This window comes from Pseudomaricurvus hydrocarbonicus (assembly GCF_011602365.1).
In the GTDB taxonomy this organism is placed as follows: domain Bacteria; phylum Pseudomonadota; class Gammaproteobacteria; order Pseudomonadales; family Cellvibrionaceae; genus Pseudomaricurvus; species Pseudomaricurvus hydrocarbonicus.
The window spans coordinates 72,355-90,012 of the sequence record NZ_JAAONZ010000002.1; the positions used below are offsets into that span (position 1 = coordinate 72,355).

Genomic DNA, 17,658 nt, shown 5'->3' on the forward strand with positions numbered 1-17,658 from the left:
CGGCAGACGTTGATATGGTAGCCCACCCGGGGATATAGGCCCAGCCGGGAGCTTGAACGGATTAACCCGTGGAAGGTTTTCGAGACCCATCAAGTCGACGCAAGGTATTAATGAGTCGTGTTTGGTTTTCTTGTGTATCCGTACCTGCCTGTGGTTTGCGCTGTCGCCTGCTCAGAGCAAAAGCCCACATGAGCGTCGGCCTAGCTTTCATGACACCGCAACTTGATGAGCAGACGAGTACGCGGAGTAAACGCCCTGACAAACAAGCAGCAAGAGCATGATCGCGGAACGTTTCAGCCTTGAAGGGTAAATGCCTGTTGGCCAAAACGCTGCAACTGCATTTCCTGTAATCGACTCAAGCTGCGGCGGAATGGAAAGGCCAGGTGACCTTCCGTATACAGTTCTGTTAGCGGCACCTGCGCTTCAATATACAAGGGCACCTGCCGGTCATAGCACTCATCCACCAGGGCAATAAAACGGCGCACGCTGTCATCGGTGATGGATAGCGCAGGCAGCTCGCGGTCTCCGGCGGCGACGCGCTCCACGCCATTCTCTGTGCCACGTGCAATCCTGGCGGCTCGTCGACTGGCGCTCAGGCTCGGTACCTTGCCGAGCAAAATCGTCGGAAAACGATCACACAGGGCAATAAAGTCTACTGCCGCAAACGGTTGACCACACAGACTCTCAAACTCCAGCCAAATGGCGGCATCGCTGCAACCCAGCACCGGCAACTGACGCCCGCCCAATAGCAGCGAGTGCTCTACCGCAGCCTGGGAACCGCTCAACCGCTCAAACAGGGCCGGCAACACCTCGGCATTCCCCACCCAGTAACGCTGGCAAACGGTGCCAGGATGCTGACGATGATCCTGACCGCCGTCGACTTCAACCACCTGCATATGGGCCTGCAACGCGGCGATGGCGGGCAAAAACCGATCGCGGTTGAAGCCATCGGCGTAAAGTTGTTGCGGGGGCTGGTTAGACGTAGCGACCACCACGACCCCAGCATCGAACATCGCCTGAAACAAAGGCCCCAGCAGCATCGCATCACCAATATCACTGACGAACAGCTCATCAAAGCAGAGCACCCGCACGTCGTGCGCAAGCTCCCGCCCCAGCGCCAACAGCGGATTGGCGGTGCCGGTCAAGGCAAACAATCGACGGTGAACCCACCGCATAAAATGGTGGAAATGCTGGCGCCGCGCGGGCACTTGCAGACTGTGATAAAAGGCATCCATCAACCACGTCTTGCCGCGCCCTACCGGCCCCCACAGATAAATACCGGCACCGGGTTGAAGAGTTCCAGAGTGAGCAGGATTGGCGTGCATGGCTTGATAGCAGTCTTCGAGCACCTGTAGCGCACGCTCCTGGGCCGGATCGGCGACAAAACCCTGCTGAATTTTAGCCTGCAGGTAAGCTTGTTGGGGAGAGAGTGAGCGCATGGCGGACATGATGAATGATCGGGTTACTGCGATCAAATAAACAATGGATCCGCTCACACCGCGGGCCTCATTCATTGTCAAAGGAGAAATCTGGCAGCCGTCCAGGTCCATGCCCACTTGAACCACCCTCCGGTCGGAGTTAAATCGCCTTTAGCCGCATTTAAATACCCGCCCTGGTGATTGCCCTTGCCCGCTCCTAACATCATCCCGGGAATACGCCAAAGTGCACGATCAACCGACCGGCTCAAAGACACCCCTGCCGAACATCGCCCATCACTCCATGAAACAGACGCATTCAGCGGCCACCAGCCAGAAAACGCGGGCTCATTATGAACGCCATGACGATTGAATCCGCGCACCTTGCAAGTGCAGCCTCCTGAATTCAAATCAACGTTCAGTGAGCACTAATAAATTCAAGTTCAGATTTCAGTAACTCCAATTGGGTTTTTGCCGTCCAGTGGTCGGGCATTTGCACCCACAATGCGGCGATACCATTGATTAGAGCCAACAGGCGCTGAGCCTGAGCCACACAGTCAACAGACTCGGCAAGTTCACCGCGAGCTTTGGCCGCCTCCAGCACATCAATAAACAGTGTGCTGGCTTCCAACAAGCCCTTGCTGCTCTCCTTTTCCAGTGCAGGGTTTCCACTTGCCATGCCCCAAAGACCGAACCAAACGATCCAGTCGCTACGCTGACTTGCGTTAGTGGGTAGACACTCTTTCAGGCAATCAAAGACGTTTTTTCCCGCAAGGAGCGCTCGCTCAACACGGAAGCGTGTCCGGTCTCGTGCAGAAAGGTAGGTAAAGCTGATCAAATCATCTTTGTTGTGGAAGTAGTGTCCAATGACGGCGGTACTGAAGCCTGCCTCTTTCGCCGCAGATCGAACCGTCACCGCCTGAATTCCACCCCGGGCCACCAGTCTTCCCACAGCCGCAGCGACCTCCAACCTTCGGGCATCATGATCAACAATTGCGGGCACGACCTACTCCTGTTTAGAACGTTTTAACGCATCTGCGCAACAACTTCTTTATATTACAAAAACTTTTAAACCTCAATAAAAAAAACAATAAATATACTTATAAAACAGTGAGTTATAAATTTTATAGCGTATAAATCAACTTTTTTCCTTTTATTTTATTACGAGCGTAATATAATAAAGCCAGCAAGGGGTTACCCCAAGCAGATGAACACTTATCTCAGATGCACGACAAGCACATGTCGATACCAATAACTAAGGAGCTAAATATGAGTGATCAACTAACGCTACAAGACCGCCGCGACCTGGAAGACGCGCTGCTCGATTATCTGACCGCTGTTGATGGACTGACTGATCTGGATGCAATGGTGGCAGTCTTTACCGAAGATGCGGTACTGGACCTCTCAGGACTGGACCTGGGTGTTTTTGAAGGCGCAGGTGCCATTCGTGAGTTCTATGCGCAAGTCTTTGAGACCATGTCCCATCACATGCACACGCTGACCAACTTCCGAGTGACTGAATATGCTGGCGATACAGCGCGCTGTTATGCCTATATTTGTGGCATGGGACGCTCACATAAGGGTGTCAACATTCAAGTGTATGTCTACTACGACCTTAAGATGCGTCGCACCTCAAACGGCTGGAAAATCGCACATTTTTATGAAGCACCCAAGCTGCCCATGCCTGACTCAGTAGGCCAAGTTCATAACGACAAGTAACTTACGGCTTTTCGATCAGGAGGCAACATGTCGAACTCTAAAGAAATACGCACAAACCTAAGTGAAAAGAACAGCTTCTCCGAAAGATTCCATCGCGATGGGTTTTTGATCGTCGAAGGGGCATTCAATGATGAGCAGATGAAGCTCATAGAAGCAGCTTACCAGGGCAACCTGGACAACCCCTCCGCACTTACTCAGCATCTCTACGCAGAGTCTGGCGGAACTTTCATCCAGTCTGTCGAGGACTCAAGCAGCAAACCAGCATTCAAAACAATGTTTGAGCAAACCCCCATCGTTGAAATCTGCAAAAAAGCTTTCGGTTCTGGAGATGTCTGGTATTTCCACGACCAACTGTTCTATAAGGACGGTGGCGAAAAGCCAGTAAGGCGAACGCCTTGGCATCAGGACACACCCTACCACGCAATGGATGGAAGCAAGTTTGTTGTCTTCTGGATTCCGATGCACGATATCCCTGAGGAGTCAGCGCTCGAAATAGTCCGAGGGTCGCACAAACAGACACTTTACAACCCTTCGTTCTTCGATCCGAGCGATGACACACTCCCGTTATACGATGAGAAGGAAATGCCCCGCCTGCCAGAAATTGAAGCCGAGCGTGACAAGTGGGACATCATGCCCTGTGGCATGAAGCGTGGCGACCTGCTGATTTTCCACCCAAGCTGCCTGCACGGCGGCGGCCCCTCACCGGCAGGCTCTACAAGACGCAGCCTCTCACTCCGAATGATTGGCGACGATATGGTCCGCGTAACAAGGCCTGGCGCCAACCTGGATTCCCCAACCGCGAAGAATGTCGGCGATGACGAGGAAGAGTTGACGGCGCGCATCAACAGTCTTCCTCTGGGAAGCCCAGTGTACGAAGCCGGTTTGGCCAAGCTGAGCTGAAGTTAAACGAGGTTCTGGGTCGCTCGGTCCAGAACTTCTCACTTCAAGCCCAGCAGAGAATGCGACACGTTGTGGCAATAGGCAGCAGGATTCCTGCAGCAGGCTGCACAACACCTAATGACCGCCCCATACTCCTCCTCATCCCCTTACACCTCATCCCCTTACTCCTCATCCCCTTTTTTGATCCACCTTATCCCATCCTCCAAACCCTCCAGCTTGAACGGGTAAACCAACCGAGTGAGCCTGCAGCGTATTGCGGATATTGATTTCAGCCATGATCCCTGTATTGTTATAGCAATTTTCGCGTCAGCACCCAGAATTTATCGACATAATATGTTATAGGCTGACAAATTAAGGAGGGGCTGGGCACCCACATGTTTCGCTATTTTGGCTTTGGCTCCAACATGAACATGACATCGCTGCGGGCTAAGGGCTTAGAACCCCTGGCCGCTCGGCGTGCGGTTTTGCACGGTTGGCGCCTGCACTTCAATGTGCAGCACTTTTTTCGCCACGAGGGCGGCGTCGGCAACATCGAGCGCAGCGACAACCCCGATGATCGGGTGCTCGGTGTCCTCTACGACTGCCCGGATGAAGCCCTGGAGCCTCTCGATGCCGCCGAGGCCTATGGCCACGGCTACGACCGCATCACCGTCGAACTGGAGACCGAAGCTGATGCCGAACCGGTTAACGCACTGACCTACGTCGGAATGCCCGAGTTTATCGATGACAACTGCCTGCCCAGTCGCCGCTACCTCAATATCGTGGTTGACGGTGCCCGTCGTGCCGGCCTCGACACCAGTTATGTACAGGACCTGATGGCGCAGCCCGTCCATCAGCCACAAGACTATCCCCCGTTCTCGCCCCCAGCGGGTGATTACCCTCTCTTCAATGAGGGCTCGCTGGCGCAACAACCTTTGTATACAGCACTGTGGGGTGCCGTGTTTGATATGTCGGCGGCACGTCCACTGCATGAATTTTTGAAGGGTTTCTTCGGCGGGCAAGATATGACACTGTTTCACCTAAAGCGATTGGACAGCAGTACCAGCAACGAATCAATGGACGATATCAGGCAGGGACGCCTCAATGAGCCCCAGCGACACTACCTCAATGCGTATCTCAACGAGTATGCCCGGGAGTATCGCTACGTGGGTCGCTTCAGTTATGAAAAAAATTGACGAGTGTAACGATGGAACCGTTTCCCCCAACTTCATTACCCCCCGCGCTACCCCATGGCGACCTGAAAGCAGTCCTTGCCGGTGTCTATTTTGTCAGCGGCGCCATGGATACCGTCCTCATGGATACGGATTGGCAGTTCAGCCGCAATATGACCGTGGTGCGCGAAGGCGAACGCCTGATCCTGATTAACAGCGTGCGCCTCAGCGATGAAGGCCTGGCAGAACTGGATAAACTTGGTCAGGTCACCGATGTCATTCGCCTCGGCGCCCTGCACGGGCGTGATGATGAGTTTTATGTGGGTCACTACGGTGCTCAATACTGGACCATGCCAGGATTGGACGCAGCACCATGCCAGCACGGAGTTGAAGCAGAACAAGCATTCGAGGGCAGCCAGATGACGGCACGCACTCTTACCGTGGACGGCCCATTACCCATTGCGGATGCCACCCTGTTTCAATTTGAGACCGCCCAGATTCCCGAAGGCATTCTACGCCTCGACCGCGCCGGCGGCATTGTCATTGCCTGCGATGCGCTGCAAAACTGGCTGGCACCGGACGAGTTTTTCTCTGATTCATCAACCGCCATGATGCAGGAGATGGGCTTTTTCACCCCGGCCAACCTCGGCCCCGTCTGGCTTCAGGCAGCGGCTCCAACGGCGGACGACTTTAACCGCCTCAAGGCACTGTCGTTCAAGCACGCCTTGTGCGGCCACGGCGACCCCCTGCTCGAGACCGCACACGAAGCCTATTGCAAGACCTTTAACCGACTTTTCGACGTCTGATCGAACGGCAAGGGAGACGCAAGGTGACTGAGGGTCTGCAAATACCCGGCTACGAGGTCGGTTCTGTTCTGTGTCGGCACAACGACCGGGTGGTTTATCGCGCTCGTCGTCTTGCCGACAGTGCCCCCGTGACTCTGGAGACACTTGAAGCGGAATACCCTGATCGCCAGCAAATCGCTCGCATACGTCGAGAGGGAGCCATCGCCCAGCGTCTGGAAGACATCAATGGGGTACGCCAGATATACGGCGTCGTCCCCCATGGCAGCGGCAACCTGGCCCTGGTCGGCGAAATCTTAGAAAGCACCCTGCGGTCCCGCCTTGAGCAGGCAAAGTCTGACCCGGCAAATGGCAACGGCTTACTCGTGGCCGAAGTCCTCGACATCGCCATTGATCTCACACGCACACTGGGCCAGATCCATGCCCGGGATCTTGTGCACAAGGCTCTAACCCCGGAGCATGTATTTTTCGTTGCGGCCACTGGCTCGATTGCCCTGGCCGGTTTCGGCATCACCTCGGAACTGGACCAGGAACGTCAAGCGGTGCAGATGTCTCGTCGGCTTGAGGGGCCGCTTCCCTACATGTCACCAGAGCAAACCGGACGCATGAACCGGGATCTGGACTACCGCTCTGACTACTATTCCCTTGGCGTGCTGCTGTTTGAGCTGCTGACCGGTCAACGCCCCTTCCAGGCGGACAACCAGCTGGAATGGGTGCACAGCCACATCAGCCGCCTGCCTCCGGCCCCCCATGACATTGCCCCCCAGGTGCCGGAAGCCATTTCGGCCATCGTCCTCAAGCTGCTGGCCAAAAACCCCGAGGCCCGCTACCAGAGCTCGGCGGGCTTGATACACGACCTGGAACTCTGCGCCGACCGGCTGACGACAGGCCAGACCATTGAGCCCTTCGCACTGGGCCAAAACGATGTGGTGCAGAAATTCCTGGTACCGCAAGGCCTCTATGGCCGCGAACGCGAACTGCAGGAATTGCTGGCGTTGTTTGAGGCGGCGGTACTCGGGGGGAACGAGTTTTGCCTGGTGCACGGCTACTCCGGAGTGGGCAAATCGGCCCTCGTTAACGAGATTGACCGCCCCCTGGTGCGCGAACGCGGGTTTCTGGTGCAGGGCAAGTTCGACCAATATCAGCAGGGTGAGGCTTACGCCCCCCTCGCCGCGGCTTTCCGCGGCCTGGTGCAGCGGCTGCTGGCGGAGCCTGAGGCCTCGCTGAAAAAGTGGCGTGAACGCCTGCTGGAGGCGCTGGCGCCAAACGCACAACTGGTGGTAGAACTGGTGCCCGAGCTGGAACTGATCATTGGCCGCCAGCAGGCCGTGGCCAAATTGCCACCGGCGGAGGCCCGCAACCGTTTGCACCTCGTACTGACGGCTTTTTTGCGCGTGTGCGCCGGAGAGGGGCACCCAGTGGTGCTGTTTCTCGACGATTTGCAATGGAGCGATATCCCCACGCTGGAACTGTTGCGGCGCCTGGTCACCTCCCACGACCTGAGTCACCTGCTGTTAATCGGAGCCTATCGCAGTAACGAGGTGGGTGTGGGTCACCCCCTGCGCCTGTTACTCGATGACCTGCAACCGCAGAGACTTATCCGTCAGCTGCCCATTGGCCCTCTGAACCCGGGCTCGGTAGCGCAGCTGGTGGCCGACGCCCTGTGTCGCGACGTCAGCGAAACGCGGCGCCTGAGTGACATGCTTTACGCCAAGGCTCAGGGCAATCCGTTCTTCACTAATGAGCTGTTGCGCGAACTCCATAAACAGGAAGCCATTTCTTTTGATCCCGCTGCTGGTCGCTGGGATTGGGACCTGGACGCTGCCCAATGGTCAGGGGTCAGCAGCGACGTCGTCGAGTTTATGGTGGATAACCTGCGGCGGCTGACACCGGAGACCCAACGAGTGTTGCAATTGGCGGCCTGCATCGGTGGCACCTTCGACCTGCAGACACTGGCGGTCATCTACCAGCAACCCCTCGCCGAGACCGCCGCGAGACTGCTGCCGGCGCTTAAGCAGCACACCATTATCCCTTTGCACAGTGACTATCGGCTGCTGGGCACGGAGCAGATCCATGCTCAGCAACAAACTGCTTGTTCTGTCGAAGAAAACCTGCAAGCGGAGCATACAACAGACGGGGATGACATCCTCCCCTCCCTCAACCCGAACTATCGATTCCAGCATGACCGCGTGCATCAGGCGGCCTACGCGCTGATTGATGTACAGCAGCAACAAGCAGTGCACTACTCTGTCGGTCGCCTGATGCTGGAACACGCTGGTAACCGGACACCTGCAAACGGAGAAAAGACAAGCAGAGCTTCTGAAGATAGAAGTTCTGAAAAAAGAGAGGCTGAAAACCAGTATGTCGAGAGCTGTGCTACCGACTCAAAATTTGCCAATGACAGCGTCCCCGATGATCGCCTGATCGACATTGTCGGCCACCTCAATGAGGCTCGCTCATTGATCAAAACCGACACCGAGCGGCTGCAGCTGGCCGCATTGAATTTACGGGCCGGGATACGCGCCAAGCACTCCGCTGCCTACGAGGCGGCATTGAACTATCTGCGAGTGGCCGCCGAGCTGCTGCCCGGTGATCCCTGGCAGGAGACTCCGGCACTAATGCAATCACTGGCTGCGGAAACCCAGCAGTGCACCTACCTCACCGGCCGCACCGAAGAGGCGGAGCGCTGGATCGAGCTGATGATGCAGCACGCGCATTCTGACCTGGAGCGCGGCAATATTTTCGCCATCCGCACTCGCCAGTACGCCACCCTGGGCCGCATGGAAGACTCTATTCTGTCCGCCATCCAGGGACTCAACCTGCTCGGCGTAGCCTTCACCGATCAACCCACCCTGGCGGATATTGCCGAGGAGCGACACCGGGTCCTGGTGAACCTCGGCGACCGGGCGATCGAAGATCTGGTGGATGCCCCGCTGGTGCAGGATGAAGCCACACTGATCGCCATGCGCCTGCTGATGGAGATTTTCGCCGCGGCCTTCCTCTCGGGCAGCGGCAATTTATTTGCCTATCTGGTACTGAAAGCCGTCAACCTTTCCCTGCGCCACGGAAATTGCCCCGAATCCGCCTTTGCCTATGCCGGCTACGGCATGCTGTTATGCGGCGAGCTGGATGAACCCGCACTGGGCTACCAGTACGGCAAAGTCGGACTGGCCATTAACGAGCGCCTCGACGACCTGACCTTGCGAGCTCGGGTGATTTACGTTTATGCCATGTTCGTGCACCACTGGAGCAATCACTGGTCAAGCCTGACCCCGTGGTTCCGCAAAGGCATCGAAGCGGGCTACCAGACCGGTGACCTGCTCTATCTCGCGTACAGTGCCCAGGATTGCGTGATCTGGGATCCGACGCTGGAACTGGAAACGGCCGAGCGCCTGCACGCCGAACTTCTGGAGATCGTGCGTGAGTGCGCCTATCAGGACTCGCTGGATTCGGGCACCCTGTTTTTACAGATGCAGCGCAATCTGCTCGGCCTGACCGAAGCGCCCTGTTCACTCAGCGACGACAATTTTAACGAGCAGCAGTGCCTCGAAGGTATGCGTCAACGCCAATTCATGACCGGCATTGCCAACTATCATATTTACAGCGCCGAACTGTGTTTACTTTACGGTAATAATGAACGGGCACTCGAACATGTTCGCGATCAGGACACGCTGATCAAGTCGGCCATGTCCCTGCCCCAGCTGGTGCGCTTTTACCTCGTCGCCTGCCTGACCCTGGCGACCCGCTACCCGCTCATGAACCAACAGGAACAGTCAGAAACCCGACAGCGGCTGCAGGAAGATCTGGCGCGCATGACCCGCTGGGCCGACAACTGTGAAGAAAATTTCCGCCATCTGCAGTATCTAATGCAGGCCGAGCTGGCCCGGATTGACGGTCACGATCACATCGCACTGGACCATTATGACGCCGCCATAGAAGCCGCCCAAAAAAGCGGTTTCCTGCGCGACGAGGCCACAGCCTGTGAACGAGCCGCACGGCACCTGCTTGCTCTGGGGCGTCGACGCTCTGCAGAAGGTTATCTGCGCGGAGCTCACCGTCTCTATGACCGCTGGGGGGCTCAGCGCAAAGTGTCCCTGCTGGAACAGGAATTTCCGGTTTTACTGGAACTGGTTGCGGCAAGCCGTGAGCCCATAAACCCAGGCGACATAAGCGATCTGGATTTCGCCTCGGTTATGAAAGCATCGCGGGAAATTTCCGGCGAAATCGTCCTCGACCAACTGCTGAAGACCACCCTGAGCATTCTGCTGGAAAATGCCGGTGGTCAGTGGGGTTGCCTGGTGGTCCGGCGAGACGGTCGACTACAGGCAGAGGCTGCCCAACTGCCCGAACAGACTTTATCGACTGACGACCTGCCAGACCACACTCTCGTGCCGCTGGCCGACGGCTGCAAGCTGCCGATACCCGTGACCCTGATCAGCCAGGTGCTGCACACCAGTGAGGCCATCGTCCTGCACGATGCCGCCGGTGAGGGCCAGTTTGTCCAAGATCCTTACGTCCGCCAGCGCCAGCCCACGTCGGTGCTGTGTGTACCCATCGGACGGGAAGGTTTTGAAGGTGCGCTATACATGGAGAACAACCTCACCAGCGGCGTGTTCACCGAGGCGCGAGTGGAGGTCATTCGACTGCTGACAGCCCAGGCGTCGGTCGCCCTGGAAAACGCGCGCCTTTATGAGCAGGTGCAGGAGCACTCGCGCACCCTGGAACAAAAGGTCGCCGAACGGACGGCACGCCTGGAGCAACTCAATCAGGAACTGAAAGGACTCGCCGAGCACGATGGGTTAACCGGTGTTGCCAACCGTCGTCGTGGCGATGCCTATCTGGAGCAGATTTGGGGGCGCCTGCGGCGAGAACAGCAACCGCTGTCGATCATCATGCTCGACGTGGATCACTTTAAGACATTCAACGATAACTATGGCCACCAGGCGGGCGACGAATGCCTGATGAAAGTGGCCGCCACCCTGCGTGTGTATGTGCAGCGCCCCGCTGATCTGGTGGCCCGCTACGGCGGCGAAGAGTTCATTCTCATCCTGCCCAATACCGACAGTGACGGTGTGGCTCAGGTAGCTGAGCACGTCCGCGACCGGGTGGAGGCGCTGGCGATTGAACACCACTTCTCTTCAACGAGCACGGTGGTAACGATCAGCGCCGGCACTGCTACCATGATCCCCCATGCCGAAGTGGGTGCAGAAAAACTTGTACGTCAGGCCGACATCGCCCTCTACCAAGCCAAACAGATGGGGCGCAACCGGATTCATGCCGCTGCGGACCTACCGGTGATGGGTTAGGGGTTAGGGGTTAGGGGTTAGCTTAAGACTAAGCACCCGGGAATGATTCCCAAGAATGTTGCTGCTGCTTCAGGGACGAGGGTTTATGGTCTACATGTTCGCCAGCCCAACCCAGATCGCCGGATTTGATTCGCGCCATCCCTGGCGCTCACCCCCTGCGGGGCCGCAGCACGGTCCAAAATGCTCCCGGCATTGTTGTGAACCGAGGCGTTCGATTGAACCATTCCAGAAACTCAGGAGCGATAAACCAAAAAGGCCGCCCAATGGGCGGCCTTTTTGGTTTCATATGGTCGGAGTGGCCGGATTTGAACCGACGACCACCACACCCCCAGTGTGGTGCGCTACCAGGCTGCGCTACACTCCGAGAATTTTGGTTTCCAGTAAGCCATTAGACTGCTGGACACCATATTTGGGCTAATCTTCACACAGTTAAATCTTGTAACCTATTGATTTAACTACAGATAGCCTCAGGGGCGAGAGGGCTGAAATCATACCCGAACAGCGTGGAATTGCAAGCAATTTGTCAGCCTTTAGGGACGATTTAGAACCACAAGAACTTCTTCCAGCTCGCTGATCATTTGATTGACCAACTGGGAGAATTGACTGGCGTCGTGCTGGGCGTTGTCGCCACTCATTTGCTGACGGGCACCACCAATGGTGAAGCCCTGATCGTACAGCAGTGCACGAATCTGGCGGATGGTGAGCACATCCTGACGCTGGTAATAACGGCGGTTACCGCGACGTTTTACCGGGGCCAGCTGTGGAAACTCCTGCTCCCAATACCGCAGCACGTGCGGTTTGACCGCACACAGATCACTCACCTCTCCGATCGTGAAATAGCGCTTGCCAGGAATTACCGGCAATTCATCGTTATTGGTTGGTTCCAGCATAGTTCTCTACACGTGCCTTGAGTTTTTGTCCGGGGCGGAAAGTAACGACTCGGCGAGCCGAGATGGGGATCTCTTCACCGGTCTTGGGGTTGCGCCCGGGACGGGAGGTTTTATCACGCAAGTCGAAGTTACCAAACCCGGACAGCTTCACATGCTCATTGGTTTCCAGAGCGGTACGGATCTCCTCAAAGAAAAGCTCCACGAGCTCCTTGGCTTCACGCTTGTTGAAACCCAGTTCCTCATAGAGCATTTCTGCTAGATCCGCTTTGGTCAACGCTGACATAGCGAATGGCCTCGTTGTGACCCTCTACCTCAGGGAAGCGTTAAACGTGTCCTCCAACGACCGAACTACCACATCCATGGAGGCATTAATCTCATCCTCATTAAGAGTGCGCGAAGGATGCTGAAACGTCAAGCCCAGAGCAACACTTTTTCTATGTGGATCAATGCCTTTGCCGACATACACGTCAAATACCTTTAACTCTGTGAGGTAATCCCCTGCCCCAGCTTTGATGGTATTTTCCAGATCACGGACCGCTTTATCCTGATCGACGATGACTGCAATGTCACGTCGGACCTCGGGAAATTTGGACAGTGGTTGGAAGCTCGGCAACCGGGCTTCGGCAAGGGAAGCCAATGTGATTTCAAACACAAAGGTCGACTGGGACAGGCCCAGTTCTTTTTGCAGCTGCGGGTGCAAGGCACCGACCAGCCCCACTGCTTCACCATTGCGCAAGACCGCAGCCGATTGGCCGGGGTGCAGCGCCGGATGTTTGGCGGCCGCGAAGCTGAAGCTGGCGTCGTCCGCAAGCAGTGCCAGCACTGACTCCAGATCGCCCTTGATGTCGTAGAAATCGACAGACTCCTGCTTTTCTGTCCAGCTCTCGTCAAAGCGCGGGCCGTAGATCAACCCCGCCAGCATGGGCTCTTGCTTAAGCTCCGCAATAGAGGCGCCCGGCAAGAAGCGCTGTCCGGTTTCGAACAAACGAACCCGGTCCTGCTGGCGATTCAGGTTGTATTTGAGGGCATTGACCAGGCCTGGCCACAAGGTGGTCCGCATCACCGCCATATCCGCACTGATGGGGTTCTGCAGCTCCACCGGCTGAGCCTCAGGATCAAACAGTTTCAGCAGCTTGGGCTCCACAAAGCTGTAGGCAATCGCCTCCTCGTAACCACGGGCCACCAACTGACTGCGTACGGCGTCGATACCGATCGACGCTTCGTTTTGCATGGGGATCGCCAGATCGGCACTGATGCTCTTGGTCGGCAAACGGTTGTAACCGTAAATACGCGCCAGCTCTTCCAGCAGATCTTCTTCAATGGCGATATCAAACCGGTAGCTGGGCACTTTGAAGCGCCAGCCACTTTCAGCCTTGACCGACATTTCCAGCCCCAGGCGGGTAAGGATGTCGACCACTTCTTCGTCCGCCATGCGGAAGCCCAGGCCCGACAGAATACGCTCACGGCGCAGAGTCACCTCGCGATCCTTGGGCGCATGCTCGTTTTCAACTTCAATCACCGGGCCAGGCTGGCCACCGACGACATCCAGCAGCAGCTGTGTCGCACGCTCAATGGCGGTGGTTTGCAGCTTGTAATCGACGCCGCGCTCAAAGCGGTGCGAGGAATCGGTGTGCAAACCGTAGTTACGGGCGCGGCCGGCAATCGCAATCGGGGCAAAGAAGGCGCTTTCCAAAAAGATGTCCTGGGTGGCGGAAGTGACCGCCGTCGCTTCGCCGCCCATGATGCCGGCCATAGCCACAGCCTTGTCATCATCGGCAATCACCAACGTGCCGTCTTTCAGGGTGATTTCCTGACCGTCCAGCAGAGTCAGTTTCTCGCCGCTGTCGGCCATGCGCGCCTGAATGCCGCCACTGAGCGTGTTCAGGTCAAACGCGTGCATGGGCTGACCCAGCTCCAACAGCACGTAATTGGTGACATCCACCACCGCATCAATGGAGCGAATGCCGGCGCGACGCAGCTTTTCCTGCATCCACAAAGGGCTTTTTTGGCTGACATCAACCCCGCGAATCACTCGCCCGACGTAGCGAGAACAGGCTTCAGCAGCGTTCAGGGACACTTTGAGCACATCCTCAATCACCGGGGCGACCGGTGTGATTTTGGGCTCTCTCAAGTCCAGACGATTGAGCACCGCAACATCGCGGGCAATGCCTTTCACCGACAGGCAATCGCTGCGGTTCGGGGTCAGATCCACCTCGATGCACTGATCATTTAAGTTCAGATATTCACGCAGGTCCGCACCCACCGGGGCGTCTTCGGCCAACTCCCAAATACCAGCGCTGTCTTCACCCAGCTGCAGCTCGGTTTGAGCACACAACATGCCGAAGGACTCAACGCCACGCAGCTTGGCTTTTTTGATTTTGAACGGCTTACCGTCTTCTCCTGGCGGCAAGGCTGCCCCCACCACCGCGAACGGAATCTTAATGCCGGGACGCGCATTCGGCGCACCACAAACCACCTGGCAAATCTCGTCGCCATTGCCCGCAACTTTACAGACCCGTAACTTGTCCGCGTCCGGGTGTTGTTCAGCTTCTAAAATCTCGCCGACCACCACACCCGTGAATTCACCGGCCACCGCTTCCACAGCATCGACTTCAAGACCGGCCATGGTGATCTGCTCAACCAAATCAGCGGTCGTCAGGTTGGGGTTTACCCATTCGCGCAACCAATTTTCGCTTAATTTCATAATTTTTGCTTATCCGTTTCTTTGATCTCTTAAACGAGGAGCCGATCTCTTAAACAGGTAGCGATCGACCTCAACCTGTCTAACGGCACAATGGCTAACCGCTTAACGCGACAACCATTTGAAGTTTCCTTTAATTTAAAATTACTTCTAAATTAAAACTGCTTCAGAAACTTCAGATCATTCTCAAAAAACATGCGCAGATCATTCACGCCATAGCGCAACATCGCCAGACGCTCAACCCCCATGCCAAACGCAAAACCGGTATAGGTTTCAGTGTCAACGCCACTGGCCTTGAACACATTGGGGTGAACCATGCCGCAACCCATAATTTCCAACCATCCGGTGTGACTGCACACCCGGCAACCTTCGCCGCCGCAGTTAGTGCACTGAATGTCCACTTCGGCCGAAGGTTCGGTAAACGGGAAGTAGGACGGGCGGAAACGCACCGGTACATCCGCTTCGAAGAACGCTTTCAGGAACTGGTCAACGGTGCCTTTCAAGTCGGCAAAGCTGATGTTTTTATCCACCACCAGACCTTCGACCTGATGGAACATGGGCGTGTGGGTCAAATCCGAATCGCAACGGTACACACGGCCAGGACAGATAATCCGAATCGGTGGTTCCTGGTTCTCCATGGTCCGCACCTGCACGGGTGAGGTGTGTGTGCGCAGCACGTATTTTGCGTCCGACGCTGCAGTGCCGTCGCTTTTTACCTGCTCGCTGTTGACATAGAAGGTGTCGTGCATGGCACGCGCCGGGTGGTGACCAGGAATATTGAGGGCTTCGAAGTTGTGGTAATCGTCTTCGATTTCTGGCCCAACTTCTACCGCATAGCCGACCGACGCAAAGATCTTTTCAATGCGCTTTAAGGTGCGGGTCACCGGGTGCAGGCCGCCGTTGCTCTGGCCACGACCGGGCAGAGTGACGTCGATGGTTTCTTCGGCCAGCTTGGCATCAATAGCGGCTTGTTCCATGGCTCCCTTGCGAACCACCAGCTGCTCTTGCACCACCTGTTTTGCTTCGTTGATTTTGGCACCCGCTGCCGGGCGCTCTTCTGCGGACAGCTTACCTAAACTTTTCAGAAGCGCGGTGATCTGGCCTTTTTTGCCCAGATACTCGACTCGCACATGATCCAACGCGGCCAGATCCTGTGCATCTGCAACCAGCTTGAGCGCTTCATCAGTGAGCGCTGCTAGATTTTCCATTCGGGACTCCCAATCGTCAGGGCTTATTATAGAAATTAAGAAATTTATTCAGGGTGGTCTGCAGTAAAACAGAGCCTGCTGCTGTAGATCAATGGCGTCTGCAATAAAGAAAGCTGGCCCCCAATCACACTGAATAAATTGCCTAGAAAAGTCTGATCAAAAAAACAATTTACCTTAAAAACAAAAAGGGAGGTGCTGAACAAACAGCCCCTCCCCTTTCGTATTCGTACTGAATAAGGTTATGACCTATTAGGCCAGAGCTGCTTTTGCCTGAGCAACAACAGCTGCAAATGCAACCTTATCGTGAACAGCCAGGTCGGCCAGAACACGACGATCCAGTTCGATACTTGCTTTCTTAAGACCAGCAATCAAGCGGCTGTAAGTCATGCCTTCTACGCGTGACTGAGCATTGATACGAGTGATCCACAAAGCACGGAAGTTACGCTTGCGAACACGACGGTCGCGGTAAGCGTATTGACCAGCTTTGATAACAGCCTGTTTGGCAACACGGAATACACGTGAACGTGCACCGTAATAGCCTTTAGCCTGCTTTAAGATTTTCTTGTGACGACGACGCGCCTCTACACCACGTTTTACACGAGCCATGATTAATCCTCTCTAAAGTTTAGTCGGCCAATTACTTGGCGCGAAGCATACGGTCAATTGCTGGAACATCAGCAGGATTAACCAGACTAGTGCCGCGCAGGTGACGCTTACGCTTGGTAGTCATCTTAGTCAGGATGTGGCTCTTGTTGGCAGACTTACGTTTGTAGCCGCCCGCAGTTTTTTTGAAGCGCTTCGCAGCACCACTGTGCACTTTAGCTTTTGGCATGAGAATACTCTCTTTCAAGCAATCTCTGTGTTCAACAACGACGTGTTCAACAACAGGTTGCTAAGTTAAACAAACACACTTTCACGCTGCTCGACCATCAGCCCACATCGAAAACGATACAGACTGGCGATAACAAGCCACGGTAAAGCGCCATTTAAAGTCATCAAGGCAGCTAAAAGCCCGATCACTTTCTCTTTTTAGGTGCCATTACCATGAGCAGCTGACGACCTTCCATCTTCGGATACTGCTCAACAACACCTAACTCAGCAAGATCGGTTTCGATGCGTTTCATCATCTCCATACCGAGCTCCTGGTGAGCCATTTCACGACCACGGTACCGCAAGGACACCTTGATCTTGTCCCCGTCTTCCAAAAAGCGCGTCAGATTACGTAATTTAATCTTATAGTCGCCAATGTCAGTACCGGGACGAAACTTCATTTCTTTGATTTGCTGCTGCTTCTGCTTCTTTTTGGCAGCGGCTTTAGTCTTCTTAATATCAAACAAATGCTTGCCGTAATCCATTATCTTACAGACCACCGGTTCTACTTCACCAGCCATCTGTACCAGATCCAGCCCTGCACTTTGTGCGCTTGCGAGCGCCTCTTCCAAGGAAACGATGCCTGCCTGCTCACCGTCTGCACCGATCAGGCGTACTTGTTCCGCCTCAATTTGATCATTAATCGGTGCTTTTTTGGAACGTCCTTTGGAATTTTCTCGTTTGATAGTATTAAT

At 55.4% G+C, this 17,658-nt stretch carries 14 protein-coding genes and 1 tRNA gene; 5 read left to right on the forward strand and 10 right to left on the reverse strand.

Going from position 1 to position 17,658, the window contains the following annotated elements:
* Positions 1 to 293: 293 nt before the first annotated feature.
* On the reverse strand, positions 294 to 1,496 hold the full coding sequence (gene zapE, locus G8770_RS02640) for a cell division protein ZapE (RefSeq protein WP_341771058.1): 1,203 nt from the start codon (positions 1,494 to 1,496) through the stop codon (positions 294 to 296).
* 337 nt (positions 1,497 to 1,833) lie between these two features.
* Complete coding sequence (locus G8770_RS02645; RefSeq protein ID WP_167181508.1) at positions 1,834 to 2,418, reverse strand: TetR family transcriptional regulator C-terminal domain-containing protein; 585 nt, start codon at positions 2,416 to 2,418, stop codon at positions 1,834 to 1,836.
* A gap of 266 nt (positions 2,419 to 2,684) precedes the next feature.
* Between G8770_RS02645 and G8770_RS02650 the strand changes: the two genes are divergently transcribed.
* The 5 genes from G8770_RS02650 to G8770_RS24025 all read left to right on the forward strand — a co-directional run bounded on the left by G8770_RS02650 (position 2,685) and on the right by G8770_RS24025 (position 11,294).
* Positions 2,685 to 3,134, forward strand: coding sequence for a nuclear transport factor 2 family protein (locus G8770_RS02650; protein WP_167181510.1), 450 nt, complete (start codon positions 2,685 to 2,687; stop codon positions 3,132 to 3,134).
* Between the two features lie 27 nt (positions 3,135 to 3,161).
* The gene (locus G8770_RS02655) at positions 3,162 to 4,034 is read left to right on the forward strand and encodes a phytanoyl-CoA dioxygenase family protein (RefSeq protein WP_167181512.1); all 873 of its coding nucleotides are present in this window, start codon (positions 3,162 to 3,164) and stop codon (positions 4,032 to 4,034) included.
* A gap of 374 nt (positions 4,035 to 4,408) precedes the next feature.
* Positions 4,409 to 5,209, forward strand: a complete 801-nt coding sequence (locus tag G8770_RS02660) for a gamma-glutamylcyclotransferase family protein (RefSeq protein ID WP_167181514.1) — start codon at positions 4,409 to 4,411, stop codon at positions 5,207 to 5,209.
* Positions 5,210 to 5,220: 11 nt separating this feature from the next.
* Positions 5,221 to 5,991 carry a hypothetical protein gene (locus G8770_RS02665; protein ID WP_167181516.1) on the forward strand — a complete coding sequence of 257 codons (771 nt, stop codon included), beginning with the start codon at positions 5,221 to 5,223 and terminating at the stop codon, positions 5,989 to 5,991.
* Positions 5,992 to 6,014: 23 nt separating this feature from the next.
* Positions 6,015 to 11,294 carry a diguanylate cyclase domain-containing protein gene (locus G8770_RS24025; RefSeq protein ID WP_341771059.1) on the forward strand — a complete coding sequence of 1,760 codons (5,280 nt, stop codon included), beginning with the start codon at positions 6,015 to 6,017 and terminating at the stop codon, positions 11,292 to 11,294.
* A 287-nt stretch (positions 11,295 to 11,581) separates the two neighbouring features.
* Here the strand turns inward: G8770_RS24025 and G8770_RS02675 are convergent.
* The 8 genes from G8770_RS02675 to infC all read right to left on the reverse strand — a co-directional run bounded on the left by G8770_RS02675 (position 11,582) and on the right by infC (position 17,658).
* Positions 11,582 to 11,658: transfer RNA gene (locus G8770_RS02675), tRNA-Pro, on the reverse strand.
* A 166-nt stretch (positions 11,659 to 11,824) separates the two neighbouring features.
* Positions 11,825 to 12,184, reverse strand: coding sequence for a MerR family transcriptional regulator (locus tag G8770_RS02680; protein WP_167181518.1), 360 nt, complete (start codon positions 12,182 to 12,184; stop codon positions 11,825 to 11,827).
* Positions 12,165 to 12,467 carry an integration host factor subunit alpha gene (ihfA, locus tag G8770_RS02685; RefSeq protein WP_167181520.1) on the reverse strand — a complete coding sequence of 101 codons (303 nt, stop codon included), beginning with the start codon at positions 12,465 to 12,467 and terminating at the stop codon, positions 12,165 to 12,167. Before ihfA ends, G8770_RS02680 begins: the two co-directional genes overlap by 20 nt.
* A 24-nt stretch (positions 12,468 to 12,491) precedes the next feature.
* Complete coding sequence (gene pheT, locus G8770_RS02690) at positions 12,492 to 14,888, reverse strand: phenylalanine--tRNA ligase subunit beta (RefSeq protein WP_167181522.1); 2,397 nt, start codon at positions 14,886 to 14,888, stop codon at positions 12,492 to 12,494.
* A gap of 152 nt (positions 14,889 to 15,040) precedes the next feature.
* Positions 15,041 to 16,093, reverse strand: coding sequence for a phenylalanine--tRNA ligase subunit alpha (gene pheS / locus G8770_RS02695; protein WP_167181524.1), 1,053 nt, complete (start codon positions 16,091 to 16,093; stop codon positions 15,041 to 15,043).
* 249 nt (positions 16,094 to 16,342) lie between these two features.
* Positions 16,343 to 16,699, reverse strand: a complete 357-nt coding sequence (rplT, locus tag G8770_RS02700) for a 50S ribosomal protein L20 (RefSeq protein WP_167181526.1) — start codon at positions 16,697 to 16,699, stop codon at positions 16,343 to 16,345.
* 31 nt (positions 16,700 to 16,730) lie between these two features.
* The gene (rpmI, locus tag G8770_RS02705; protein ID WP_167181528.1) at positions 16,731 to 16,925 is read right to left on the reverse strand and encodes a 50S ribosomal protein L35; all 195 of its coding nucleotides are present in this window, start codon (positions 16,923 to 16,925) and stop codon (positions 16,731 to 16,733) included.
* A gap of 184 nt (positions 16,926 to 17,109) precedes the next feature.
* Positions 17,110 to 17,658: a translation initiation factor IF-3 gene (gene infC / locus G8770_RS02710; RefSeq protein ID WP_167182293.1), complete on the reverse strand. Its 549-nt coding sequence runs from the start codon at positions 17,656 to 17,658 to the stop codon at positions 17,110 to 17,112.